This is a genomic window from Streptomyces sp. NPDC057697, assembly GCF_042799335.1.
Classification (GTDB): Bacteria; Actinomycetota; Actinomycetes; order Streptomycetales; family Streptomycetaceae; genus Streptomyces.
On record NZ_JBHVJA010000002.1, the window covers coordinates 465,387 to 489,146 of the forward strand.

General features: G+C 71.7%; 15 protein-coding genes and 3 pseudogenes. 4 read left to right on the forward strand and 14 right to left on the reverse strand.

The window, feature by feature from the left end; genetic code table 11:
* Positions 1-34: 34 nt before the first annotated feature.
* The 5 genes from ACFVFH_RS07140 to ACFVFH_RS07160 all read right to left on the reverse strand — a co-directional run bounded on the left by ACFVFH_RS07140 (position 35) and on the right by ACFVFH_RS07160 (position 6,697).
* A complete protein-coding gene (locus ACFVFH_RS07140; protein WP_383764548.1) occupies positions 35-1,657 on the reverse strand; it encodes a phosphotransferase in 1,623 nt (540 codons plus the stop codon).
* Positions 1,658-1,669: 12 nt separating this feature from the next.
* A complete protein-coding gene (locus tag ACFVFH_RS07145; RefSeq protein ID WP_383764551.1) occupies positions 1,670-2,971 on the reverse strand; it encodes a lysine N(6)-hydroxylase/L-ornithine N(5)-oxygenase family protein in 1,302 nt (433 codons plus the stop codon).
* A gap of 65 nt (positions 2,972-3,036) precedes the next feature.
* Positions 3,037-4,203, reverse strand: coding sequence for an acetyl-CoA carboxylase biotin carboxylase subunit family protein (locus tag ACFVFH_RS07150; RefSeq protein WP_383764553.1), 1,167 nt, complete (start codon positions 4,201-4,203; stop codon positions 3,037-3,039).
* A 2-nt stretch (positions 4,204-4,205) separates the two neighbouring features.
* Positions 4,206-5,456 carry an MFS transporter gene (locus ACFVFH_RS07155; protein ID WP_383764556.1) on the reverse strand — a complete coding sequence of 417 codons (1,251 nt, stop codon included), beginning with the start codon at positions 5,454-5,456 and terminating at the stop codon, positions 4,206-4,208.
* Complete coding sequence (locus tag ACFVFH_RS07160) at positions 5,453-6,697, reverse strand: ATP-grasp domain-containing protein (protein WP_383764559.1); 1,245 nt, start codon at positions 6,695-6,697, stop codon at positions 5,453-5,455. The genes ACFVFH_RS07155 and ACFVFH_RS07160 overlap by 4 nt, the downstream gene beginning before the upstream one ends.
* Before the next feature lie 1,390 nt (positions 6,698-8,087).
* Between ACFVFH_RS07160 and ACFVFH_RS07165 the strand changes: the two are divergent.
* Positions 8,088-8,662, forward strand: a pseudogene (locus ACFVFH_RS07165) (IS5 family transposase); the annotation flags it as partial.
* 184 nt (positions 8,663-8,846) lie between these two features.
* Here ACFVFH_RS07165 and ACFVFH_RS07170 read toward each other — a convergent pair.
* Positions 8,847-9,077, reverse strand: a pseudogene (locus ACFVFH_RS07170) (Uma2 family endonuclease); the annotation flags it as partial.
* Positions 9,078-9,274: 197 nt separating this feature from the next.
* Here ACFVFH_RS07170 and ACFVFH_RS07175 point away from each other — a divergent pair.
* Complete coding sequence (locus tag ACFVFH_RS07175) at positions 9,275-11,290, forward strand: thioredoxin domain-containing protein (RefSeq protein WP_383764562.1); 2,016 nt, start codon at positions 9,275-9,277, stop codon at positions 11,288-11,290.
* Between the two features lie 354 nt (positions 11,291-11,644).
* On the opposite strand, the pseudogene ACFVFH_RS07180 reads toward ACFVFH_RS07175, so the two are convergent.
* Together ACFVFH_RS07180 and ACFVFH_RS07185 are read right to left on the reverse strand one after the other, a co-directional pair.
* Positions 11,645-12,009 (reverse strand): annotated as a pseudogene (locus ACFVFH_RS07180) (TetR/AcrR family transcriptional regulator); the annotation flags it as partial.
* 96 nt (positions 12,010-12,105) lie between these two features.
* Entirely contained in the window at positions 12,106-12,804 is a 699-nt protein-coding gene (locus ACFVFH_RS07185) for a hemolysin III family protein (protein ID WP_383764564.1), read from the reverse strand.
* 212 nt (positions 12,805-13,016) lie between these two features.
* Between ACFVFH_RS07185 and ACFVFH_RS07190 the strand changes: the two genes are divergently transcribed.
* Together ACFVFH_RS07190 and ACFVFH_RS07195 are read left to right on the forward strand one after the other, a co-directional pair.
* On the forward strand, positions 13,017-14,849 hold the full coding sequence (locus ACFVFH_RS07190) for a phosphoenolpyruvate carboxykinase (GTP) (protein ID WP_383764567.1): 1,833 nt from the start codon (positions 13,017-13,019) through the stop codon (positions 14,847-14,849).
* Between the two features lie 315 nt (positions 14,850-15,164).
* On the forward strand, positions 15,165-16,907 hold the full coding sequence (locus ACFVFH_RS07195; RefSeq protein ID WP_383764569.1) for an Ig-like domain repeat protein: 1,743 nt from the start codon (positions 15,165-15,167) through the stop codon (positions 16,905-16,907).
* Positions 16,908-17,065: 158 nt separating this feature from the next.
* On the opposite strand, the gene ACFVFH_RS07200 is transcribed toward ACFVFH_RS07195, so the two are convergent.
* From ACFVFH_RS07200 to ACFVFH_RS07225, 6 genes are all read right to left on the reverse strand, one after another.
* Entirely contained in the window at positions 17,066-17,656 is a 591-nt protein-coding gene (locus ACFVFH_RS07200; protein WP_383765570.1) for a hypothetical protein, read from the reverse strand.
* 64 nt (positions 17,657-17,720) lie between these two features.
* A complete protein-coding gene (locus ACFVFH_RS07205; RefSeq protein ID WP_383764571.1) occupies positions 17,721-19,352 on the reverse strand; it encodes a substrate-binding domain-containing protein in 1,632 nt (543 codons plus the stop codon).
* Positions 19,349-20,566 carry a toxic anion resistance protein gene (locus ACFVFH_RS07210; RefSeq protein WP_383764573.1) on the reverse strand — a complete coding sequence of 406 codons (1,218 nt, stop codon included), beginning with the start codon at positions 20,564-20,566 and terminating at the stop codon, positions 19,349-19,351. Before ACFVFH_RS07210 ends, ACFVFH_RS07205 begins: the two co-directional genes overlap by 4 nt.
* A 28-nt stretch (positions 20,567-20,594) precedes the next feature.
* Positions 20,595-21,698 carry a hypothetical protein gene (locus tag ACFVFH_RS07215; RefSeq protein WP_383764576.1) on the reverse strand — a complete coding sequence of 368 codons (1,104 nt, stop codon included), beginning with the start codon at positions 21,696-21,698 and terminating at the stop codon, positions 20,595-20,597.
* A gap of 147 nt (positions 21,699-21,845) precedes the next feature.
* Entirely contained in the window at positions 21,846-22,244 is a 399-nt protein-coding gene (locus ACFVFH_RS07220) for a hypothetical protein (RefSeq protein ID WP_383764578.1), read from the reverse strand.
* Positions 22,245-22,359: 115 nt separating this feature from the next.
* Positions 22,360-23,571: a pyridoxal phosphate-dependent aminotransferase gene (locus ACFVFH_RS07225; RefSeq protein ID WP_383764580.1), complete on the reverse strand. Its 1,212-nt coding sequence runs from the start codon at positions 23,569-23,571 to the stop codon at positions 22,360-22,362.
* Positions 23,572-23,760: the final 189 nt, after the last annotated feature.

Genomic DNA, 23,760 nt, shown 5'->3' on the forward strand with positions numbered 1-23,760 from the left:
CTTCTGTTCGGCCGTTCCGGCCCCCGGTACCGGCTCATCGCAGCTCCGTCCGCGCGCGGTCGAGGTACCACAGGACGTAGGCGTAGACGGCCAGCCAGGCGCGCGGGGTGGCGAGCGCCCGCTCGTACTTCAGCCAGCCGGCCAGGGCGTTCGCCGCGCCGATGTACAGCCTGGCGCGGAGCACCGGTGGTGCGTCGTCCGGGCCGAGGCCGGCGACCAGCCGGTCCTCCAGCCGCTTCAGGTTCCCGTCCACGGTGAAGGGCGTCGTCAGCCCGGAGAGGTCGAGCACACCGTCCGGCACCGGGGGCGGCTCCGGCAGCAGGGCCTCACAGGTGCCGTCGGCGACGGCCTGGAGCAGACCGCTCATCGGCAGCGCGCTGTGCAGCAGGGTGGCGAAGTCGTAGCTGGGGTCACCGAAGCCGATGTCCGGCCGGTCCCGGCCGTCCCAGACCGTACGCGGGTCGACGAACACCGGCGAACCGTCCGTGCGCCGCAGCATGTTCTTCAGATGCACATCGCCGTGGACGAGACAGCCGGAGCCGGGCAGCAGCGAGGGCGCGGCCCCGTCCAGCCAGTGCGTCAGCTCCGTGTAGCCCGGCAGCCGGGCGCCGGTCGGAAGGAGCACGTCCGCACCGAGCACCGCCTCCGGATCCCAGCCGGGGAAGAACGACCGGAACGTGCCGACGAAGCCCTCGTGGTCCCGCACGGAGTGGAAGCGTTCGCGCAGGAGGTAGTCGGAGACGGTGGGCCGCCGCTGTTCCGTCGTCGCCGCGTAGAGATCGCCCAGGAGCCGCAGATGTGGTTCGAGCGTCTCCACGGCGTCCTCGGCGAGGGCGAATTTCGCCGGGTCGCCGAAGACCACGTGGTCCAGGGTGAGCGGTTCGACCCGCTCCATCAGGGACGTCGCCTGCTCGCCCTCGTGGTGCACGCCGTGCAGTACGGGGAACAGCGGGGCCGCCCCCCGGGCCGTGAGCAGGGTGTTGACCTCGGAGACGAAGGCGGTCTCCGCGTCGATCACCGCGCGGGGGCCCACCTTGGCCACCAGCGGGGTGCCCGCCTCGAAGGCCACGATGCCCCGTGAGTCGGCGCCGTTCGCGTACGCCGCCGTCACCCCGGCCGACGCGGAGGCGGGGTCGGCCCCGGCGGCCCCGGCCCAGTCGCGCAGCCGGTCGGCGGTGAGGAGATCGATGACCGCCCGGGTGTGGGCCACGCTGTCGGTGATGCCGGTGACCAGGAGACCGTCACGCGGTCCGCCGAGCACCATGGTCCAGCGCAGCAGGTACCGGCCCTCCGGGAGGTCGGTGTGCGGGAGAGCCGCGGCGTCGTCCTCGGTGAACCGGGCGACGGACCGGCTCAGTTCACCCAGATGGGCGTGGTTCTCCGGCGGTTCGGTGCTCGCCGCGGCCACGGTGATGCCCAGCCGGGACAGCCCGGCCGAGGCGTTCGACAGCAGCAGCATCTGGCTGGTGCAGCCGGAGAGCCGACTGTGTCGTTCGCCCACTCCGTGGCCGGGATAGGCGAACACCACGGTCACCGCGCCCTCCGGCAGGGGAGTGCCGTGCCGCTCGAACACCGCCTGGACCGTGGCGCGTTCCTCCTCGGACACGGTCCGGGTGACACCGTGCAGTCCGGTGTCCGTCGTGGTCGGGATGCTCATGTTTCGGTGCTCCTAACGAGACGCGACGGACTCGTTCTCGGCGATGGACTGGACGATTTCGGCGGCCCGCATGGGCATCAGGGAGAGCAGCACCTCGCTGAAGCCGTGCGTGGCCTCCGCGTAACCCTGGAGGAAGACCCGGGGCTTGAAGCCGTCGACGGACTCGATGGCGTAGTCGCGCCGGATCGCGTACCGCTCCGGGGTCTCCATGCGTAGATGCGCGTCGACCTCGGCGAGCGCGGGGATCGGCATCGGGTAGCGGTACCCGGTGGCCAGGACGACGGCGTCGGACTCGACCTCGCTGGTCGCGCCGGTGTCGAGGTGGCGGTAGCCGGCCACCGCGCGGTCGGCCTCCGAGCGGGCCCCGACCAGCTCGGTGAACCGGTGCAGGGCGAGCGAGCCGTCCCCGGCGACCTGGTCCTCGTAGTACTCGCGGTAGAGCTGCGGCAGGACGTCGTAGCTCACACCGGTGTGGGCGGCCAGACCGTAGTCGTCGATTATCTTCTGCCGGAATCCGCTGTCCTGACGGTAGAACCAGTCCGGGAAGCCGGGCAGGAACAGTTCGTTGACGAAGTGGGTGTCGTCCTCGGGGCGCATGGCGAAACCGCGGATGTTCGTGGTGATCCGCGCGTGGGGATAGGTCCGGCGCAGATGCATGAACACATCGGCCGAGGTCTGCCCGGAGCCGACGATGTTGAAGTGGTGGGGCGCGGAGCGGTCCTCGAACGAGAGGGCCAGGCGCTCCCGGGTCTCGGAGGCGTGGAACACCCGCTCACCGAGCTCCGCCCCGGCGGGGACGTACGGGGTGCCGCCGGGGGCGATCAGCAGATTGCGGGTGAGCAGCGAGCGGGTCTCCCCGGTGCTCCGGTCGCGCACGGACACCCGCAGCAGCTCCGTGCCGCCGTCCTCGGCCGGTACGGCACCGACGCCGAGGACCTCGGTGTTCCACCGGACCTGCTTGTCGAACTGCGCGGCCGCCCAGGCGTAGTAGTCGTTGAACTCCACGCGGGTCGGATAGAAGGTACGCAGGTTGATGAACTTGCCCAGCCGGTCCCGGTCCTGCTCGGCGAGGTAGTTCAGAAAGGTGTAGCGGCTGCGCGGATTGCGCATGGTGATGAGGTCCTTGGTGAAGGACACCTGCATCTCCGCCCCGGGGAACATGAGGCCCGGATGCCAGGCGAACCCCGGTTTCCGGTCGAGGAACACCGCGTCGAGCGGCTGATCACACTCCTCCAGGGCGATGGCCACGGCCAGGTTCGAGGGGCCGAAACCGATGCCGACAACGTCGTGGACTTCCAGTTCGCCGGAGAGCATGGGGATCTCTTTCCTGTAGTGCCGATCTTGTGATGTGTGAGGGGACGGGCGGGCGCGCCGGGCGGTCAGCCGCGCCGGCAGAGGGCGTGCAGCCGCTCCTCGACCTGTTCCTCGTCGGCGCCTTCCACCAGGACGTGGGCCCTGCCGTCCACCGCGTCGACGGGGTCGCGCCGCCGGTCGGCCTCGTCCGCGGCGGAGAAGCCGACCAGCCAGTCCGGCCGGACCGCCGGGGCGACCGGCTCCGGGCCGCCGGTCCACAGCAGCCAGCCGGTGCGGGCCGCGCCGGTGCCCGGCTCCCGCGGTGTCCACAGGCCCGCGGCCAGCAGACAGGCGGCCCGGGACAGATCGATCCCGTAGGTGTGCCGTACGGCGTTCTTGATCAGTGCCCCGCCGGTCCGGCAGGCCACCTCGCCCGCGTGGAAGGCGCCCGAGCGGTCCTCCAGGAACTCCATGTGCAGCACGTGCACCCCGTGGCCCTCGGGGAGCCCGGCGACGAAGCGCTCGGCGGTGTCGACGAGCAGCTTCGCGCGGGGCGAGTCCGCGTCGAGCATGACCGAGCCCAGATTGTGCGTGCGGAACCGGTGCGGCGGGCTGAGGTAGCGCGAGGGGGAGACCAGGAGCACCGAGCCGCCGTCGACGAGCACGTCCACGTGGTGGACCGTGCTCTCGATGTACTGCTCGGCCATCAGGGCGCCGCCGTGCAGGGCGGTGAGCAGACCGGGGTCGTCGAGACACGCCTGCCGGACCGCCCGCGTGTCGGGCAGGACCCGCACCCCGGCGGATCCCGCGCCGTCGCGGGGTTTGACGACGACGGTGCCGAGTTCGTCCTGAGCCGCGCGCAGATCCGCGGAGCAGCGCACCTCGCGGTAGGGCACCGCAGGCACGGGCAGCCCGTCGAACAGCTGCTTCATGGCGACCTTGTCCCGGAACCGCAGCGCCAGGGACGAGTCCGTACCGGGAATCCCGAAGAGGCTCCGGGCCTCGGCGGCGCGCAGTACGTCGTCCTCCGAGTTCACGAAGATCCGGTCGGGCCGGTCGGCCTCGCACAGCCGGAACAACGCGGCGTCCGTGGTCCGCGCCTCGTAGTCGTCCACCGTCACCCGGCGGACGCCCGGCGCGAGGTCCTCGGCCCGGCGTTCGCTGTCGGCCGAGGTGAGGACGGTGATCCGGGTCCCGGGCGCGGCTTCCCGGATCCAGTGGTCGTACTCCGCGGTCGAATGGGGCCGTTGCATGATCAGGATGTGGATGTCCGTGCTCCTTCTGCGGTGGCGAGGCGTCGGTCGAGTCGGGCGACGGGCAGCGGCAGTACGAGGACCGCGCAGAGCAGCAGCGCGGCGAGTGTGGCCCACCCGGCCCCGCCCCAGCCGAGGACGACGACGGTGATCAGCGGCGGGCCCAGCACGTCCTGGACGCTGTTGCCGAGCGCGAAGATCGAGAGGTATTCGGCCTTGCGCTGCTCCGGGGCGTAGGCGTACGACAGCTCCCAGGCGCCGACCGACTGCCACAGCTCCCCGGCGGTCAGCAGCAGTGTCGCGACCACCAGCGTGACGCAGGCGAAGAGCGTGCCCAGTGGGGCCGCGGCGACGGCGAAGGCCGCGCAGGCGGCGATCAGCGCGAGACCGGCCAGACGCATCGCGCGAAGGCCGCCGCCCGGCCGTTCGGCGCCCTTGGCCAGCGGCACCTGGAAGACCACCGCCAGCACGGTGTTCAGCACCACCAGGACCGGCACCAGAGCCGTCGGCGCGTCCGTCTCCCGGACCGCCCACAGCGGAAGCGCCACGGCCAGGACGGACATGTGCACCGCGAGAACGCAGTTCACCGCGCTGAGCCCGAGGTAGCGCCGGTCGGTGAACCCGTGCAGAAAGCTCAGCCCGCCCCGGCGCACGGGCGGCGGCGTCGTCGGCACCTTCAGCCGGACGAGCAGCAGCGCGGCGCAGACGAACGACGCGGCGTCGACGAGGATGACCGTCCGGTACGCCAGGGCGGAACCGTCGGCCATCAGCGGAGCGGTGAGCAGCGCGCCGAGGGAGAAGCCGATGTTGCGGACCGAGCGCATGGTGGCCATGGCACGGGTGCGGTCCTTGCTCGGTACGGCGACCGACACGACCGCCTGGCTGGCCGGTGAGACCGCGCGCTCGACCAGACCCAACAGCGCCGACACCACGAAGAAGGCGACCGGCCCGTGCGCGAAGGCGAGCGCCGTGAACCAGAGGGCGCGCCACAGCTGATACGCGATCAGCATCCGCTTGGCACCCCACCGGTCGGCGAGCACCCCCAGCGGCACGGTCGCCAGGAAGGCGGTCAGACCGGTCACGGCCAGGCCGAGACCCACCTGCGCGTCGCTCAGCCCGACCACACGGATGAAGAAGATAGCGGACCCGGCCAGATAGAACCCGGTGCCGACGGAGTCGAACAGCGCGACCAGGGCGAACGCGCGGCCCGCCGACGACTCGGGGACGTAACTCCGCAGAAGCCGCCCGATCATGAGGTACGGATGTCGATCAGCCCGGCCGCCGCGGCCGCGTTCCGAGCGGCCCGCGCGCCGTTCTCACCGGTGGCCAGCACATGGCCGACGCGGTCCCAGGAACTCGTCAGCTCCTGGACCGACGAGCCCGCCTCCGCGGTGAGTTCGACCTCGTGCACGCCGTCTGCGGCCCGGCTCTCCGCCAGCCCCGTGACACCGCGCACCACACCCGGCCGTGCGGACAGGAACCGGATGGCCGCACCCCTGGGCGCGGGGCCGCGTTCGGGCCGCTCGCCGGTTCTCAGTACGGACAGCAGATCGGCCACGATGCGGCCGCCGTAGGCGAGGTCGATCAGCAGATCGATGCTGTCGCCCGGCAGCCTGCCCGCGCATTCGACGAGATGCGGCCGCACCCCGTCGACCAGGATCCATTCGGCGTGCAGCACACCGGAGCCGAATCCGGTCGAATCGATCAGCACCCGCATCAGACGGGCCAGTTCACCGGTCACCTCCGAAGGGAGCGACGCGGGCACGACATGGCCGAGCTCCACCGGCGACGGCCCCGGATGCAGCAGCTTCTCGGTGACGTTCACGAACAGCGGCTCACCGCGGTCGACCAGGCACTCGACGCTGACCTCCGGCCCGGACAGCCGCTCCTCGACCAGGAACCGGCCGGGGGCCGTGCGGGGCGCCCGCATCTTCGGTTCGCCGGCCGTCGTCGTCGTCTTCCAGGCGAGCGCCACGTCGTCGTCGGCATCGAGCAGCCGGACCCCCAGACTGGCCTGGAGATCGGCGGGTTTCAGCACACACCGTCCCCCGTGCCCGGACCGGAACGCGAGTACCTCCCGCGCGCTCCCCACCTGCTGCCAGCCGGGCTGCGGCAGCCCGGCCGCGTCCGCGTGGGCCCGCAGCGCGACCTTGTCCCGCAGGACCGCCGCGGCCCGCCTCCCCGCACCCGGCAGCCCCCAGGCCTCCGACAACGTTGCCGCCGCGACCACGCCGTACTCGGTCGCCGGAACGACCGCGCGGACGTGCTCGGGCCGGGGGAGCGCGCGCAGCAGTCCGGCGGGGTCCCGCTCGTCCTGGACCGGCGCGTGGACGACCTGGGCGACACACCGATGACGAAAGGCCCTTCGGTGCACGTCACGCGCGGCGGCGACGTACGGATCCTCCACCACGAGCACGGACCGGGCCGGCAGCAGATCGTCGATGTCCGAAATCAGTCCCTTGCTGAATCCGCACAGGACGTGAGTGATGTCCACGCAGTACTTCCCCCCGGAGCAACAGCGAATGCTGAGCGAAGCTCTTGATGTGCCGGTTGCCGCGCGTTAAGCCTGCGTTCACCTTCAGGGCACATCGATTTCACCCTAGCGATCAACCTCTTGCTGTCAAAGTGAAATGCTCGCAAAGTTGTTCGGTGTCGCGACCGGACCCCGGGTGCGGTCCCACCTGGCGCGCGCCTCCGCCGGCCTGCCCGTCCGCCGTCGAGCGCTTCCGCTCGTGCCGCGATGCCGGTATGAATCGACTGGCCGACTCGCAGCCGCCCCACCTGCCCCGACGCACCTCCACCCCGTTGGACCGGTGATCACGGGGGAAGCGGCGATGACAGAGGGCCGAGTGGCGTGGGCTGCAGCTTGTGCCACTGAGGCCGGAGCACTTGCTGAACCCCTGAGCGCCGACCAGGCATCACGCCGCAGGGTGCCGCCATGAGCGCCGATGGTGACGAACTCGATGCGAGGATCGATGTCTGGTGTGCAAGGCCCGTCGTGCGGTCGTCAGGGCATCGAGTTCTCGCCGAAGAGCGTCTGCCGGCTCGTGGAGGGGGCGGAGGGCGAAGACGTGATCGCGGGTCAGCTCCAAGTGGTCCTCGTCGAGTCTGATCAGGGTGCTGGTCAGGCCCCAGTGGAGGCGCCGCAGGCCTGATGGTGACGTTCTCCTCAACCGATTCGCGACGATCGATGACGGAAAATGCGCGGCGGCCTTCGCCGCGCCATTGAAGACTCACCCTCCTGGTAGGCCATGGCCGGGGAGACCTGTGTGGTCCCCCATAGGTGTGCGAGGACGATCCTGCGGAGCACGACTCCCGCGTCCGGCGCCGGCCGCCCCGCCCCGGAGATCCGCCTCGGCCCCAGGGCGAGAAGGCGCAGCGTACGAGGATCGGTCCGCAGCTGTACGCATGCGCGTGGCCGATGTCCTGAGTGAGGGCTGCGCCGAATGTCTTTGGGGTGCTGACCGTCAAGGCGCCCTTGATTTCCGCGAGGGCGGTGCGCAGGCCCGGGGGCGATGCCGTGGGCCAAGTCCCCCGAAGGCGGAGAGGACTTGCGGCCGAGCCACAGCAGCCGCTTCGGGTGTTTCAGAGCATGGGCCACATGTTCCAGAGAGGCGTGTCCAGGTGTTCCGGACCGGTGAGGAAAGTGGCGGCAGAGAGGCGCCGCGCTGTGTGAGAGAGCTATGGCGGCGGACCTCTCCGGGGACGGGTGGCGCCGCCTTCGTCTCGGTGGCGGGACTCGGCACGGTGATCACCACCTACCTGAGCCCTGCCTGAACCAAGACGGCCGTGCGGGATGCCCCTCCGCCATCCCGCACGGCCGGAATCACCGAACGGGCTTTTAGACGCCCTTTCTTGTGGCACTGTCGTTCGTTGAACGGTGCATGACGGATCTGGTTGAGCGGCTGGTGCCGGACGAGTTGTGGATGCTGTTTCGGCGGGTGGTGCCGCCGACGGAGGTGAAGCGTCCGCAGGGTGGGGGCCGGCGTCGGGCGGGTGACCGTGAGGCCCTGGCCGCGATCGTGTTCGTGGCAACGTCGGGCTGCACGTGGAGGCAGTTGCCTCCGGTGTTCGGTCCGTGCCGGCAGACGGTGTACCGACGTTTCGCCCAGTGGAGCCAGGACCGGGTCTGGGCGGGGCTCCACCGTGTCGTTCTCGATGAACTCGGCGCCCGTGGCGAGCTGGACTGGTCCCGGTGCGCCATCGACTCCGTGAGCCTCCGGGCCGCAAAAGGGGGCCACTGGCGGGACCGAATCCGACCGATCGCGGCAAGCCTGGATCGAAAATCCACCTGATCGTTGACCGGAACGGGCTGCCGCTGTCGCTGGGCGTCTCCGGCGCGGACATGCACGACAGCCTCGGCCTTGAACCGCTCGTACGTGGCATCCCGCCCGTCCGATCCCGCCGAGGTCCACGCCGCCGAAGGCCCGACAGGCTCCACACGGACAAGGGCTACGACAGCGTCTTAACCGGATGCCGAGCACGGACCGTCTTTGTATGCGGTCGCCCCGACCGGTTCGCGGAGAACGACGATGCGGCCGTCAATGATCAAGCGTTGATAGCGGGGCGACTTCCCGATTGCCTACAGGACGCCAAGATTGACCGTCACGGCGAATGGTGCGGTGGCCTTCACGGTGCCGGTGCAGGCGGACGTCGAAGTCCGTATCCGCGTTCCAGTCCGGGCCCGCGGCGGCGTCCAGGGCGTTGGCCAGGATCCGCACCAGCCGGTTGTGGCGCTTGGAGGCACTCGGGCTCCCGACGACCATCCCGTCCACGATCTCGATGCCGGCGCACTGCTCCTCGGACCAGGAGTCGTACTGCTCCGCGCTGATCTGCGAATGCATCCACGCGGGCGCCACCATCTCGGCGGTCATGGTGTCCCTCCTTCGAGAGGCCTCGGCAGGTGTGGCGCCGCTGCGCCAATCCTACTGTTTCGAGGTGCCGGGCTGCCCGACTCGGAAAAGGAAGGAGCCGCCCACCACGTGATGGCGCATGAGCGCGATTCGGCCAAGTGAGGTGGGCTCGTCAGTGTTTCACCGGTCGCGGCAGACGCTGTGAGAGGCTGAGGCGTATGAACCGGTTGGCTGGTGTGACCTCGCCTTATCTGCTTCAGCATGCCGACAATCCGGTCGACTGGTGGCCGTGGGAACCGGAGGCGTTCGAGGAAGCGAAACGGCGCGATGTCCCCGTCCTGCTGTCGGTCGGCTACTCCTCGTGCCACTGGTGCCACGTCATGGCGCACGAGTCCTTCGAGGACGAAGCCGTCGCCGCCTGGATGAACGAGCACTTCGTCAATGTCAAGGTGGACCGCGAGGAGCGGCCCGACGTGGACGCGGTGTACATGGAGGCCGTGCAGGCCGCCACCGGGCAGGGCGGCTGGCCCATGACCGTGTTCATGACGCCGGGCGGGGAGCCGTTCTACTTCGGTACGTACTTCCCGCCCGAGCCCCGTCACGGCATGCCCTCCTTCCAACAGGTGCTCGAAGGCGTCTCGGCCGCCTGGACCGGGCGTCGCGAGGAGGTCGCCGAGGTCGCCGGGCGCATCGTCCACGACCTCACCCAGCGCACCCTCGCGCACGGCGGCCAGGGCCTGCCCGGCGAGTCGGAGCAGGCACAGGCGCTCCTCGGGCTCACCCGCGACTACGACGAGAAGCACGGCGGGTTCGGCGGGGCGCCCAAGTTCCCCCCGTCCATGACCGTCGAGTTCCTGCTGCGCCACCACGCCCGTACCGGGGCGGAGGGTGCCCTCCAGATGGCCGCCGACACCTGTCTGGCGATGGCCCGGGGCGGGATCTACGACCAGCTCGGCGGGGGTTTCGCCCGCTACTCGGTGGACCGGGAGTGGGTGGTGCCCCACTTCGAGAAGATGTTGTACGACAACGCGCTGCTCTGCCGGGTGTACGCGCACCTGTGGCGGGCCACCGGATCGGAGTGGGCCCGCCGCGTCGCCCTGGAGACCGCCGACTTCATGGTGCGCGAACTGCGCACCGCCGAGGGCGGGTTCGCCTCCGCGCTCGACGCGGACAGCGAGGACGGCGAGGGGCGGCACGTCGAGGGCGCGTACTACGTGTGGACGCCCGAGCAGCTGCGGGAGGTCCTCGGCGAGGAGGACGCCGCCTTCGCCGCGGAGTACTTCGGGGTGACAGCGGAGGGCACGTTCGAGGAGGGCTCCTCGGTCCTGCGGCTGCCGCACGTGGGCGCCGGGGCGGACGCGGACCGGGTCGCCCGGGTGCGGGCCCGGCTGCTGACCGCCCGCGAGCTGCGCCCGCGCCCCGGCCGGGACGACAAGGTCGTCGCCGCCTGGAACGGCCTGGCGATCGCCGCGCTCGCCGAGACGGGGGCGTACTTCGACCGGCCCGACCTCGTCGAGCGCGCCACCGAGGCCGCCGACCTGCTGGTACGGGTGCACATGGGTGCCGTCGCCCGGCTGGACCGTACGTCCAAGGACGGCCGTCCGGGCGGGCACGCCGGGGTCCTGGAGGACTACGGCGACGTGGCCGAGGGCTTCCTCGCCCTGGCCTCGGTCACCGGCGAGGGCGTCTGGCTGGAGTTCGCCGGCTTCCTGCTCGACATCGTGCTCCAGCACTTCACGGCCGAGGGCGGCGGGTTCTACGACACGGCGGACGACGCCGAGCGGCTCATCCGCCGGCCCCAGGACCCCACCGACAACGCGACCCCGGCGGGCTGGACGGCGGCGGCCGGGGCGCTGCTCTCGTACGCGGCGCACACCGGCTCCGAGGCCCACCGCACGGCGGGGGAGGCGGCGCTGGGCGTGGTGAAGGCGCTCGGGCCGCGGGCCCCCCGGTTCACCGGCTGGGGCCTGGCCGTCGCGGAGGCCCTGCTGGGCGGGCCGCGCGAGGTCGCGGTCGCCGGTCCGGTCGGCGGCGAGCTGCACCGGACGGCGTTGCTGGCCACGGCGCCCGGCGCGGTGGTGGCGGTGGGGGAGACCGGCGGCGCGGAGTTCCCGCTGCTGGCGGACCGGCCGATGGTGGGCGGGGCGCCGACGGCGTACGTCTGCCGCCACTTCGTGTGCGATGCGCCGACGACGGACACGGGGGAGCTGGCGGAACGCCTCGGCGTGCGGTGAGCAGCCTCGCGCTTGGTGGGTGGTCGGACCGCTGGGTGTGTGAGGGCCGGGCCCCGACGGACTGAGCGTGGCTGTCAGCTGTCAGCTGTCTGTCTGCTGTCAGGCGTCAGCCGTCATCGGCCCCGGCGGACGGCCAGGTCACCTGGCTTGTAGGAGTGCCACTGCGTACGTGAGGGTCTCCGCCGTGCTGCCGGGCCGCCGGGCTGCCGTGCTGCCGGGCCGCCGGGCCGCCGGGCTGCCGTGCTGCCGTGCTGCCGTGCTGCCGGGCCGCCGGGCTGCCGTGCTGCCGGGCCGCCGGGCTTGCATCGGTCCCGCCGCGTACGCTAAGGCCCCGCCGGCCGGTCGCCAGGGGGGCGCGAGGGCTGCGGTCAGTACGTGCCGGAGCGATTCCAGCGGGGGCTCGTGCGCGGGCGGGCGCGCAGGGCGGCTTCCAGCGCCGGGGCGTCCGCGTTGGTGAGGACGAGGTCTTCCTTGGCCGGGAAGTAGCGGAAGACGGTGCTCGGCGACACCTCGGCCCCCGCCGCGATCTGCTCGACCGTCGTCGCCCCGTACCCCTGCTCGGCGATCAGGCGGTGGGCGGTGACCCGGATCGCGCTCCGGGTCCGGAGCTTCTTCCGCTCGCGCAGCCCCGGCCGCGGCGGGGGTCCCGGAGCGGGGGCAGGAGGGGTACGGGGGTGGCGGCCATGGGCCTCATTGTCCGGCACCGGCACCGGCACCATTCCCTCCGGCACCGGCACCAGAGCGCCGCCGGTGCCGGAGGGAATGGTGCTCAGCGGTGGTTGTACGACAGCTGCCGGTGCCGGAGGGAACAGTGCTCAGCGGTGGTTGTACGCCACCAGCGAGATGCCGACGTAGTGCACCACGAAGGCCGCCAGGGTCAGGGAGTGGAACACCTCGTGGAAGCCGAACCACCGCGGGGAGGGGTTGGGGCGCTTGATGCCGTAGATGACGCCACCGGCGCTGTAGAGCAGCCCGCCGACGACGACCAGCACCAGCACCGCGATCCCGCCGGTCCGCAGGAAGTCGGGCAGGAAGAAGACCGCGGCCCAGCCCATCGCTATGTAGCACGGCGTGTAGAGCCAGCGCGGGGCGCCGACCCAGAACACCCGGAAGGCGATTCCCGCGACGGCGGCTCCCCAGACCGCCCACAGCAGCGGCGTCCCGGTGGACTCGGGGAGCAGGAGCAGCGTCAGCGGGGTGTAGGTGCCCGCGATGATCAGGAAGATGTTGGCGTGGTCGAGCCGGCGCAGCACCGCCTCGCCGCGCGGGCCCCAGGTGCCGCGGTGGTAGAGCGCGCTCACACCGAACAGCAGGCACGCGGACAGGATGTAGATCCCGCAGGCGATCCGGCCGCGGGCGCTGTCCGTGAACGCGATCAGGGCCACTCCCGCGACGATCACGGCGGGGAACATTCCGGCGTGCAGCCAGCCGCGCAACCGCGGCTTCGCCGGGAGGGTGTCGGACTCGGCTGGTTCCAGCCCGGCGGACCCGGGCGCGGCGGCGGCAGCAGTCATTCCCGCATCGTACCTACGCGACCGTAGGTAACCGGTACGAGTGGCCATGCTCACGTGGGCGGCCCCCTGGACATATGGGCGAAACGGTCGGATGATCAAATGAGTGCGGTCGGCACCGGATGAGCGCCAACGGGATTCGAAGGGGTAGAAGCATCCGGGTCGCGGCCCCCACGGGGCAACTACCAGACAGACACCCTCAACAAGGAGCGATCGTGGCGCGCGACATCGCGGCTCCCTTCACCGTCCCCACCGATCACCAGGAGCTCGTCTCCTGGGTGAACGAGATCGCAGCTCTCACCGAACCGGACCGGGTGGTCTGGTGCGATGGTTCCGAGGCCGAGTACGAGCGCCTGTGCGGGGAGCTCGTGGCCAAGGGCACCTTCACCAAGCTGGACGAGACCAAGCGCCCCAACTCGTACTACGCCGCGTCCGACCCGAGCGATGTCGCCCGCGTCGAGGACCGCACGTTCATCTGCTCCGAGAAGGAGGAGGACGCCGGTCCGACGAACCACTGGAAGGCCCCCGCCGAGATGCGGGAGATCTTCACCGGCGAGAACGGTGTCTTCCGCGGCTCGATGCGCGGTCGCACGATGTACGTCGTGCCGTTCTGCATGGGCCCCGTCGGCTCCCCGCTCTCCGCGATCGGCGTCGAGATCACCGACTCCGCGTACGTGGCCGTCTCCATGCGCACCATGACGCGCATGGGGCAGGCCGTGCTGGACGAGCTCGGCAGCGACGGCTTCTTCGTCAAGGCCGTCCACACCCTGGGCGCGCCCCTGGAGGAGGGCCAGGAGGACGTTCCGTGGCCCAGCAACTCCACCAAGTACATCTCGCACTTCCCCGAGGACCGCGAGATCTGGTCCTACGGCTCCGGCTACGGCGGCAACGCCCTGCTCGGCAAGAAGTGCTACGCGCTGCGCATCGCCTCCGTCATGGCGCGTGACGAGGGCTGGCTCGCCGAGCACATGCTCATCCTGAAGCTCACCCCGCCGCAGGGCGAGTCGGAGGAGCCGAAGTACATCGCCGCCGCGTTCCCGTCCGCCTGCGGCAAGACCAACCTCGCCATGCTGGAGCCGACGATCCCCGGCTGGACCGTGGAGACCATCGGTGACGACATCGCCTGGATGCGCTTCGGCGACGACGGCCGCCTCTACGCGATCAACCCGGAGGCGGGCTTCTTCGGCGTCGCGCCCGGCACCGGCGAGCACACCAACGCCAACGCCATGAAGACGATGTGGGGCAACTCCGTCTTCACCAACGTCGCGCTCACCGACGACGGCGACGTGTGGTGGGAGGGCATGACGGAGACCGCTCCGGCCCATCTCACCGACTGGAAGGGCAACGACTGGACGCCCGCGTCCGACACCCCGGCCGCCCACCCCAACGCCCGCTTCACCGTCCCGGCGGGGCAGTGCCCGATCATCGCGCCCGAGTGGGAGGACCCGAAGGGCGTGCCGATCTCGGCCATCCTCTTCGGCGGCCGCCGCGCCTCGGCCGTCCCGCTGGTCACCGAGTCCTTCACCTGGCAGCACGGTGTCTTCCTCGGGGCCAACGTGGCCTCCGAGAAGACCGCCGCCGCCGAGGGCAAGGTCGGTGAGCTGCGCCGCGACCCGTTCGCCATGCTGCCGTTCTGCGGCTACAACATGGGCGACTACATGAACCACTGGATCAAGGTCGGTGCCGACAAGGACCAGGCCAAGCTCCCGAAGATCTACTACGTGAACTGGTTCCGCAAGAACGACGCGGGCAAGTTCGTGTGGCCCGGCTTCGGTGAGAACAGCCGCGTCCTGAAGTGGATCGTCGAGCGCCTCGAAGGCAAGGCGGAGGGCGTCGAGTCCCCGATCGGCATCCTGCCGGCCAAGGGCTCCCTCGACACCGACGGCCTGGACCTCTCCGAGGCCGACCTGGACTTCCTGCTCGACGTCGACAAGGAGGTCTGGCGCGAGGAGGCCGGGCTGGTCCCCGAGCACCTCGACACCTTCGGCGACCACACGCCGAAGGAGCTGTGGGACGAGTACCACGCGCTGGTCCGGCGCCTGGGCTGACGCCCCCGGGCGCACCCCGCGCGGGTGCGCCCCGCACGCCCCCGCGGCCGGGCCCGGACATCCGCCCTGACCTGGGAGGCCGGCAGCCCGCCGCGGTACGGCCCCCGGAATCCCCTCACGGTTCCGGGGGCCGCCCCATGTTCCGCGTGTTCCGTCCCGCGCCCGGTCCGCCCGCCGCCTGTTTCCTGCGGGTTTCAGGCAGAACGGCCCGACATCGATTCACCCTTGCACACGACACCTTCACAAGGTTCCATGTTCCTTCACATGCCTCCGGCTCGGTCCGCCGGGGGCCAACCGAGCTTGTGGGGGACTCAGTTGAGAAGGAACCAGCACCGCATACGTACCGCGGCGACGCTTGCCGCACTGACGTTCGGCACCGCCGGGCTCACCGCGCTCGCCCCGGCCGCCGCCCTCGCGGCCGACGGCACCACACCCGGTGACACCGTGGCCAAGCTGCCGATCACCTCGTACTCCGCGATGGTCGTCGACTCGGTGCACGAGCGGGTCTACGTCACGGACGACCGCCGCAACCAGTACGCGAACCAGGTCCACGTCTACAACTTCCAGGGCCAGAAGGTGGGTTCGCTGCCCACCGCCTCCGCGCCCTCCGGGATGGCCCTGAGCGCGGACAGCGGCACGCTCCATGTCTCGCAGTCCTCGGGCATCCTCGCCTTCGACACCGTGACCCTGGAGCGCACCGGTCTCACGTACACCGCGTACGACGTGCCCTGCCCGCGCGACGTCGCCTTCGCGGGCGGCAAGGAGTGGCACACCGAGACGCCCTTCCTCACCACCGAATGCGACAACCGCCAGACCTGGCTGTACGGCACGGCGGACGGCCGGTCGGCCAACACCGGTTGGAACGCGGCGAGTCGGCTGCGGCTGACGAGCGGCCCCGGGGCCCCGGACCGCATCGTGATGGCGCAGACCCGCAGCACCGGCGAGGCCAACCCCTTCCTCACCACGCTCGACGCGAGCGGCGACACGCTCGTGCGCGGCCCGGAGCGGCGGTTCGCGGATGCCGGGGGCAAGGGCGGCCTCGACATGAAGGACGTGGCGCAGTCCCCCGACGGCCGGCGGATCGCCGTCGCCGACGCGGCCTACGGCACCCGCCTCCTGGAGGCCGACGACCTGTCCGACGCGCCGACCGGATACCAGCCGCTGCCCGAGGGGGCGAAGGCGTCCGCCGTCGCGTTCAGCGGTGACGGTACGTACATCGCGCGGGGCGCCGCCGCGACCGGAAGCACGGTCGACCTGCTGGTGCAGCCGGCCGACCCGGCCTCCGGCACGGCCCCGCTGGAGTTCGCCTTCGAGGGCCCGCTCGACGGGGACCGGGTCGCGCCGCGCGGGCTCGGCTGGTCGAAGGACGGCTCGCGCCTGTTCGCCATCACCACCAACACCTCCGGCAGCGAGTACTGGCTGCATGTCGTCCAGCCCCCGGCCGCCCAGTACGACTCCCGCTTCACCGGCACGCTCTCCACCACCCCGGGGCAGCCCGTCGTCGGCGAACCGGTCGGGATCAGGGGCCGGCTGGAGCTGGACGGGTCCGCCCCCGCCGAGCCGGTCAGGGTGTCGGCGGTACGGCACGACGCCAACGGCGACCGCAAGCTCGCCCCTGTCGAGGTCGACCCCGACGGATCGTTCACCGTCCTCGACGTCCCGTCGGTGGTCGGGGACGCCACCTACACCGTCTCGTTCACCGGCGACCTCACCCACCGCCCGGCCGAGGACACCGCGCTCACCGTCGCGGTCGACCGGGCCCCGACCACCCTCGCCCTCACCGCCCCGGCGGAGGCCACGAAGAGCGCCGGGCTGACGATCACCGGCACCCTGACCGGTCGGGGGCGGGCGCTCCCCGCCGGAATCACGGTGTCCGTGGTGCGCACCGACAAGAAGGGCACCGGAACGCTGACCTCGGCCGCCGTCGCCGCCGACGGCACGTTCACCATCGACGACCTGCCCCGGGCCGTCGGCCAGGTGACCTACGAGGTCGGCTACGCCGGTGACGCCCTGCACGCCGGTACGACGGCGTCGGCGACGGTACGGGTGCGCCGCTGACGGAAGGGTGCGGAGTGCGGGTGGGCCGGTGTGCTGCTGGCCGGAGGGTGCGGAGTGCGGGTGGGCCTGTGTGCTGCTGGTCGGAGGGTGCGGAGTGCAGGTGGGCCCCGGCGCTCCGGACCGCTGGCTGGCGCTCCGGACCGCGGCCGGAGCGGGCGCTACCCGTTCCGGCCCCGGTCCTCCAGATAGCGCGTATGGGTCTGCTGGCGCCGGGCCTCCGCCTCCCGCAGCGCGGTCGCCAGCGCCTCGACCTCCCGGTGCAGCAGCGTCAACTGGCGCTCCAGATGGCGCTCGGGTGGTTCCGTGCCCGGCACCATCCGCGTCCAGGGGCGGATCCGGACGAACGCGTCGACCGACTCCAGGACGTCCTGGCGCACGGCGCGTGCCAGCACGTGGACGCCCTCCGGGTCGGCGGCCAGGGCCTCGGCCACCGGCCCGGGGGCGAGCAGCCCGTCGAGCAGCTCCGTCAGTTCGGTGAGCCGGCCGGCCGCGGCGGGCGGCAGCTCCACCTCGGCCAGATAGCCGCACAGCGCGCGGTAGTCGGTGCGCACCGCGTCCAGCTGGGTCGACGGGTCGGGGAAGACCGGGACCGCCGGCCGCTCGGGCGGGGCGATCAGCGCGCCCGCGCCGTACAGCCCGACGACCACCACCGGCCAGTACGCCCCCGCGAGCCCGGTGAAGGTGAGGACCAGGCCGACGAGCCCGCAGGCGCTCCCGGCGAGGTTCTTCCGCGACTCGATGTACGCCAGGAATCCGTGCGCGGCCCTGCCGCCCGGCCCGCCCGGCGGGTTACTGGTATCCACGGATCTCCCCTCACTGGTATCCACGGATCTCCTCGAAGGCGTCCTCCAGGGAGCCGGGACCCCGGTCCTTCGTCGCGTCGAAGAGCCGGCCGCCGGTCAGCGTGGCGATCCGGTCCAGTTCCGCGCGGTCCGAGTCCCCGAAGACGACCGGGAAGACCGGGGTGACCCGTCGCGCGGCGGGGAGGGCGCGGTAGTGGGCGGCGAAGTCACCGGCCGACTGCCCGGTGGTGTTCTGGCCGTCCGTCATCAGCACGATCGAGGTGAACGCGGACTCGGTGCCCTCGCCGATCCGCTCGTAGGCGGACTCCAGACTCGAATAGATAGCCGTCTCGCCGCCGGCCGTCAGCGCCGCGGTGTCCGCCCTGATCGCCGCGAGGCCCCGCTCCGGGTCCGCGGGGTCGACGGTGTGCGTCCGGACCTGCTTCACCGCCGAGCCGAACGGCAGCAGGGTGACCTCCTCCCGCTCCCGGAAGTCCCCGGTCAGCCCGGTCAGCGCCGCCTTCAGGGCCGACAGCCGACCCCCGGCCATCGATCCCGAGGTGTCCAGCACGTACACGGTGCGCGAGGGCCGCCGGAGCTTGTTCTCGTAGCTGTGGAGCAGCCCGTCGGCGACGGACCGGGAGCCGGGGAACGGCAGTTCGCGGCGCGGGTCGGCGGCGAGCGGCGCCGCGGGCCGCACCGAGGGCACCACCGGGCGACGGAAGGTGTCCCGGGTCAGCCTCCGCTGGACGTCCGGGCTCCGGAAGTACGCCGTCAGCGCGCGGACCGCGTCCTTGGCTTCCGGGTCGGCGGCGGCGAGCGGGCTGAGCGGGTAGTCCGCCGTCACCACCCCGTCGCGCGGGCGGATCACGGTCAGCCCGGTGTGGCTGTCGCGGTTCAGCGAGAGCAGCACCGACTCGTAGTTGATCAGCGCGTCGACGGTGGAGCGCCGGATGTACGCGGTGGCCAGCCAGCCGGAGGAGCCCGAGGTCAGCCGCTGCCCCGCGAAGAACTCCTTCAGTTTCCCGCCCGCCGCGCGGACATCGGCGTCGGTCAGCGCGGACTGCGCCCCCGAGAGCCCGGAGGCGACCGAGACCAGCGCGGAGAAACCGGAGTTGGAGCGGGCCGGATCGGTCATCCCGTACGTCAGCCGCCCCTCGGCGACCGCCCGGTGCACCTGCGACCAGGTCACGTCCCCGGGCTTCCAGCCCAGCCGCCGCACCGTCGCCGGACGGATCCCGAGGGCGACCGGGGACGTCATCAGCGGCGTCTCCGAGGTGATCCGCCGTGCCGCGTCCGGGTGCAGCCGCAGATAGTCGTCGGACGACAGCCAGACCGCGTCGTACGCCCCGTCCGCCTTTCCGGAGCCGAGCAGTTCGACGGCGTCCAGCGTGCCGGTCCAGGTGGGCCGCACGGTGATCCCGGTGGCCTCGCGGGCCTCCTCCAACAGGGGCTTCATATCGGCGAGTTCACTGGAGGCCAGTACGCGCAGGGTGCCGGGGCGTGGCGCGCCGTCGTCCTTGACCGGGTCGCCGGACGGCCCGCCGGACGCCCCGCCGGACGCACCCGAACACGCGGTGAGCGGGGCGAGCACGGCGGCGGCCAGCAGGGTGGCGAAGGACCGGGCGGCCCGGTGCCGCAGCCGCCGGGGGAGGCCCGTCATCCCAGGCCCCCGCCATCGAGCGGACCGGCCGACCGGCTGCGGGCCAGATGGGCGCCGGCCTGCTGGAGTTCGGCGGTCAGCGACTCCACGGTCGACGCCATCGACTCGGTGGCCTGCGCCTTGTACGTGTCGATGGCGTCGAGCGTCCGGTAGATCTGCTGGAACGCGGTGCGCAGCGTCTCCGCGCCCACCGCCGGGTCGGCCGCGATGCGCTGGATCTCGCCGCTCTGCCCGGCCAGCATCTCCGCGTTGCCCCGGATCAGATCCTCGGTCGTGGAGCGCAGCACCTGCACCTGCTCGGTCACCTTGCGCTGGCTCTCCAGGGCCGAGGCGAGCATCACGGCGATCCGCAGGGCGGAGACGGTGGTGGTCGCGGCCCGGTCGACGCCCTTGATGAGCTCGTCGTTGTTGCGCCGCACGACGTCCATCGCGAGGTATCCCTGCGCGCAGACCGCGAGCTGGGTCAGCAGGTCCTGGTGCTTCTGCCGCACGGGGAAGAGCACATCCGCCCGCAGCGCGTCCGCCTGCGCAGGGTCGGTGGCCGCGGCCTGCGCGACGCGCTGCTCGACGGCGGCGTCCAGCGCCTCGGTGAGCACGACGTACTCCTGGAGCTTGCCCATGGTCTCCCAGAGCCGGGTGCGCTCGGTGTGCAGGGCGGCGTTGTCGCGGCGCAGCTCGTCCTGGCCGCCGCGCAGCGAGCCCACGATCCGGTTCAGGGTGGCCTGGGAGGAGGCGTACTTGGCGACGTGGTCGCGGAGCCGGTTGCCGCCGGGGAGCCTGGACAGCAGCCGGCGGGCACCGCGGCCCGGGGTGTCGCGCGGGTCGAGATCCTCGACGGTGCGGCGCAGCTCCACCAGGGACGAGCCGACCCGGCTCTGCGCGTCCACGCCGCCGGACCCGGCGAGCGAGCGGACGGTACGGTCCAGCATCCGGTTGGACTGCTGGGCGGCGCTGCGGATGTCGCCCTGCCCGAGCGCGGCGATCTCCCCGATCCGGGTGGTGAATTCGGGCGACCGGGCGTCGAGTCCGGCGAGCCCGCCGACGTACTCGGTGGCGCGGCGCGTCATCTCCGTCCGTACCGGGGGGTCGACCGGTACGAGACCGGCGGCCTGCTCGGCGCGGACCGGGGCGACCGGCTCCGGCGGGGTGAGGACGAGCGGCGGGGCGGAGTCGCCCGGCGGGGTGAGGGTGAGCGGCTGCGGCTCTTCGGTCATGGCTGGGGCCTCCTGGAGGCGGGTGTCGTCAGCCGCGGGTCCGCCGGGCCATCGTGCGCAGCACCGTCGCGGTGGGCACGGGCGCCTGGCGGACCCCGGTCAGCTGTTGGTCGATGTAGTCGGTGTGGTCCGCGGTGGCGGCGGTGAACTCGGCGGACGCGCCCTGCGGCCGGAAGCCGTGCCGCACGGCGAGTCGGCGCAGCTCCGGGTCGGTGGAGAGCAGTTCGCCGAGCCTGCGGCCGGTGTCGGTCAGCGGTACCAGGGTGTGGTCGCTGGAGACGGTGGTGTCGGGGTAGAGCAGCACCAGGTCCCCGGTGTCCTGGTGCCGCATCAGCAGCGAGGCGACCTGTGACTCGTACACCAGGACCAGTGGGTTGCCGACCCCGCTGATGAAGTCCCGGAACGGGGCGTCGCTGCTGGTCTGCTGTGCCCCCTGGACCTGGATCAGCTTCTTGAGCAGGGGAGCGGTGCGGTCGACGGCGGCGTCGTCGGCGGCGACCCGGCCGCCGTCGGCGACGTAGGAGGCGGCGGCGAGGTACAGGGCGCCGGAGTTGGACGAGACGGGGTCGGTGCTGGTGATGAACACCGTGCCGGTCAACTCGGCGTGCTGGTCCGCTCCTTCGAGCTGCTGCCAGGTCCGGTCCGCCCCGGCGGCCCGGAGGTAGGGCCCCATGAGCAGCTTCCCGCCGGTCGGGCCGCTCAGCCTCGCCAGCCCGTTGTCCGCCAGGACCCGGGCGGCGGCGCGGTGCGCGACGACGACCAGCGGGGAGTAGAAGGGCCTGAGCGGCCCGCCCTTGACGGCGGAGCCGTGCTGGAGTTCGTCGGCCGGGGCCTTGGAGCCGGGGAAGGCGAAGTCGTACCCCTTGAGCGGGAGCCGGTCCATGGCCCAGGACCCGGACGTCTCCGCCTTGACGGTGATTCCCTTGGCAGCCAGGGCCTTCACCACGTCCGGGTCGGCGAAGAACTCGGCCTTCTCCGACCCGATCACGCCACGCACGGTCTTCGTTGCCGTGCTCGTGTCCTTGCTGTCGCGGCCTGCTGCGACGGCCACTGCCACTCCGCCGATCAGCAGCACCGCCAGGACGATTCCCACGATGCGTCTCACACGCGAAGCCTGCTCGCGGAAACCCACATTCCAGGCCGAGTCGGGTGGACGGCAGGTGAAGCAATCATCCCAGAACGCAACGGAGGCGCGACGGCGGCGGAAACAGCCGGCCGTGCGCCTCGGGGGCGGGTGGCACCCGGCCCGCACGCCTCGACGGCACGCGGACCGGGGCCGTCAGTGGGCGCCGACCAGTCGCGCCGGAGCGGGGGCGGCGAGCGCCGCGGTGTGTGCGTCCATGCGCTCGGCCGCGAGAATCGCGACGGCCGTGTCGGCGCGGGACGCGGCCACCACCAGCGCGCGGCCCGCGAGGGCGTGGGCGCGGCGGTGCAGTGCCGGGGCGGGTGCCCCGGTCCGGCCGGCGTGCCGGGCGGGCGGCGCGCCGCGCAGCCTGGCGACCTGCTCGGCGATGCGGTCGCCCGCCTCGCCGAGGCCCAGTTCGTCGGTGACCGCGAGGAGCGCGGCCAGGTGCCCGGCGAGCTGGATGTCCAGCTCTTCCTCACGGGAGCGGTGCGGGAAGTCGTCGGCGTGGTCGGCCGGTGTGTGGACCGATTTGGTGCGGATCGGTTCGTACATGGATGGCCTCCTGGTGTTGCAGTGGAACCATCCTACATTGGATTCAGTCTAAAGTTATCCGTAATCGACTCGGGGTTCCGCGCACCCGTCGCCCGGTGCGGTTCGACGGGTGGCCCTACGGCTGGCCGTATCCGTCCAGGAAGTGCGCGATCCGGGTCACCGCGTCCGTCAGGTCCTCGGTCGTCGGCAGCGTCACGACCCGGAAGTGATCGGGCTCCGGCCAGTTGAACCCGGTGCCGTGCACGACCATGATCTTCTCGGCCCGCAGCAGATCGAGCACCATCTGTCGGTCGTCCTTGATCCGGTAGACCTTGGGGTCGAGGCGCGGGAAGAGGTACAGCGCCCCCTTCGGCTTCACGCAGGTCACGCCCGGGATCCGCGTCAGCAGGTCGTACGCGGTGTCCCGCTGCTCCAGGATCCGCCCGCCCGGGAGCACCAGGTCGTCGATCGACTGGCGGCCGCCCAGCGCGGTGGCCACGGCGTGCTGCGAGGGCATGTTGGCGCACAGCCGCATGTTGGCGAGGATCGTCAGCCCCTCGATGTACGAGGAGGCGTGCGCCTTCGGCCCGCAGACGGCCATCCACCCGGACCGGTATCCGGCCACCCGGTAGTTCTTGGAGAGCCCGTTGAAGGTGAGCACCATCAGGTCGGGTGCGATCGTCGCGGTCGGCGTGTGGGTCGCCCCGTCGTACAGGATCCGGTCGTAGATCTCGTCGGAGCAGACCACCAGACCGTGGCGCCGGGCGATCTCGGTCAGCCCGCGCAGCATCTCGTCGTCGTACACCGCACCCGTCGGGTTGTTCGGGTTGATGATCACGAGGGCCTTGGTGCGGTCGGTGATCCTCCGCTCGATGTCGGCGAGGTCCGGCATCCAGTCGGACTGCTCGTCGCACCGGTAGTGCACGGCCGTGCCCCCGGCCAGCGACACCGAGGCGGTCCACAGGGGGTAGTCCGGAGCCGGTACGAGGACCTCGTCGCCGTCGTCGAGGAGCGCCTGCATCGACATCTGGATCAGCTCCGAGACGCCGTTGCCCAGGTAGACGTCCTCGACGTCGAGCTCGATCCCCTTGGTCTGGTAGTGCTGCACCACCGCCCGCCGCGCGGACAGCAGCCCCTTCGCGTTGCCGTAGCCGTGCGCCCCGGAGAGGTTGCGCAGTATGTCCTCAAGGATCTCGGGCGGGCACTCGAAACCGAACGCGGCGGGGTTGCCGGTGTTCAGCTTGAGGATGCGGTGACCGGCTGCTTCCAGCCGCATCGCCTCTTCGAGCACGGGGCCCCGGATCTCGTAACAGACATTGGCGAGCTTCGTGGACTGGATGACCTGCATGTCCGGGAGCTTACGACCGCGTTGCGCCCGTTGCCCGGCCTTTCCCTTCCGGTTGCCCCGGCCGGGTATGTCCCCCGGTCCGCGCGGACTTCCATAGCCATGCGGCCACTGCCCGGCACCGTGGGAACGCCGGGCCCGGACGGGGGAGCGGCTTCGAATGCGGTGGAACGGCGGAGTGACGGACCCGGA

What these genes read in the sequence shown, in the direction of transcription:
- ACFVFH_RS07145 (WP_383764551.1), bottom strand. Translation starts at nt 2,971, where the DNA reads ATGCTCTCCGGCGAACTGGAAGTCCACGACGTTGTCGGCATCGGTTTC.
- ACFVFH_RS07210 (WP_383764573.1), bottom strand. Translation starts at nt 20,566, where the DNA reads ATGACCGAAGAGCCGCAGCCGCTCACCCTCACCCCGCCGGGCGACTCC.
- ACFVFH_RS07220 (WP_383764578.1), bottom strand. Translation starts at nt 22,244, where the DNA reads ATGTACGAACCGATCCGCACCAAATCGGTCCACACACCGGCCGACCAC.
- ACFVFH_RS07175 (WP_383764562.1), top strand. Translation starts at nt 9,275, where the DNA reads ATGAACCGGTTGGCTGGTGTGACCTCGCCTTATCTGCTTCAGCATGCC.
- ACFVFH_RS07150 (WP_383764553.1), bottom strand. Translation starts at nt 4,203, where the DNA reads ATGCAACGGCCCCATTCGACCGCGGAGTACGACCACTGGATCCGGGAA.
- ACFVFH_RS07205 (WP_383764571.1), bottom strand. Translation starts at nt 19,352, where the DNA reads ATGACGGGCCTCCCCCGGCGGCTGCGGCACCGGGCCGCCCGGTCCTTC.
- ACFVFH_RS07140 (WP_383764548.1), bottom strand. Translation starts at nt 1,657, where the DNA reads ATGAGCATCCCGACCACGACGGACACCGGACTGCACGGTGTCACCCGG.
- ACFVFH_RS07185 (WP_383764564.1), bottom strand. Translation starts at nt 12,804, where the DNA reads ATGACTGCTGCCGCCGCCGCGCCCGGGTCCGCCGGGCTGGAACCAGCC.
- ACFVFH_RS07225 (WP_383764580.1), bottom strand. Translation starts at nt 23,571, where the DNA reads ATGCAGGTCATCCAGTCCACGAAGCTCGCCAATGTCTGTTACGAGATC.
- ACFVFH_RS07155 (WP_383764556.1), bottom strand. Translation starts at nt 5,456, where the DNA reads ATGATCGGGCGGCTTCTGCGGAGTTACGTCCCCGAGTCGTCGGCGGGC.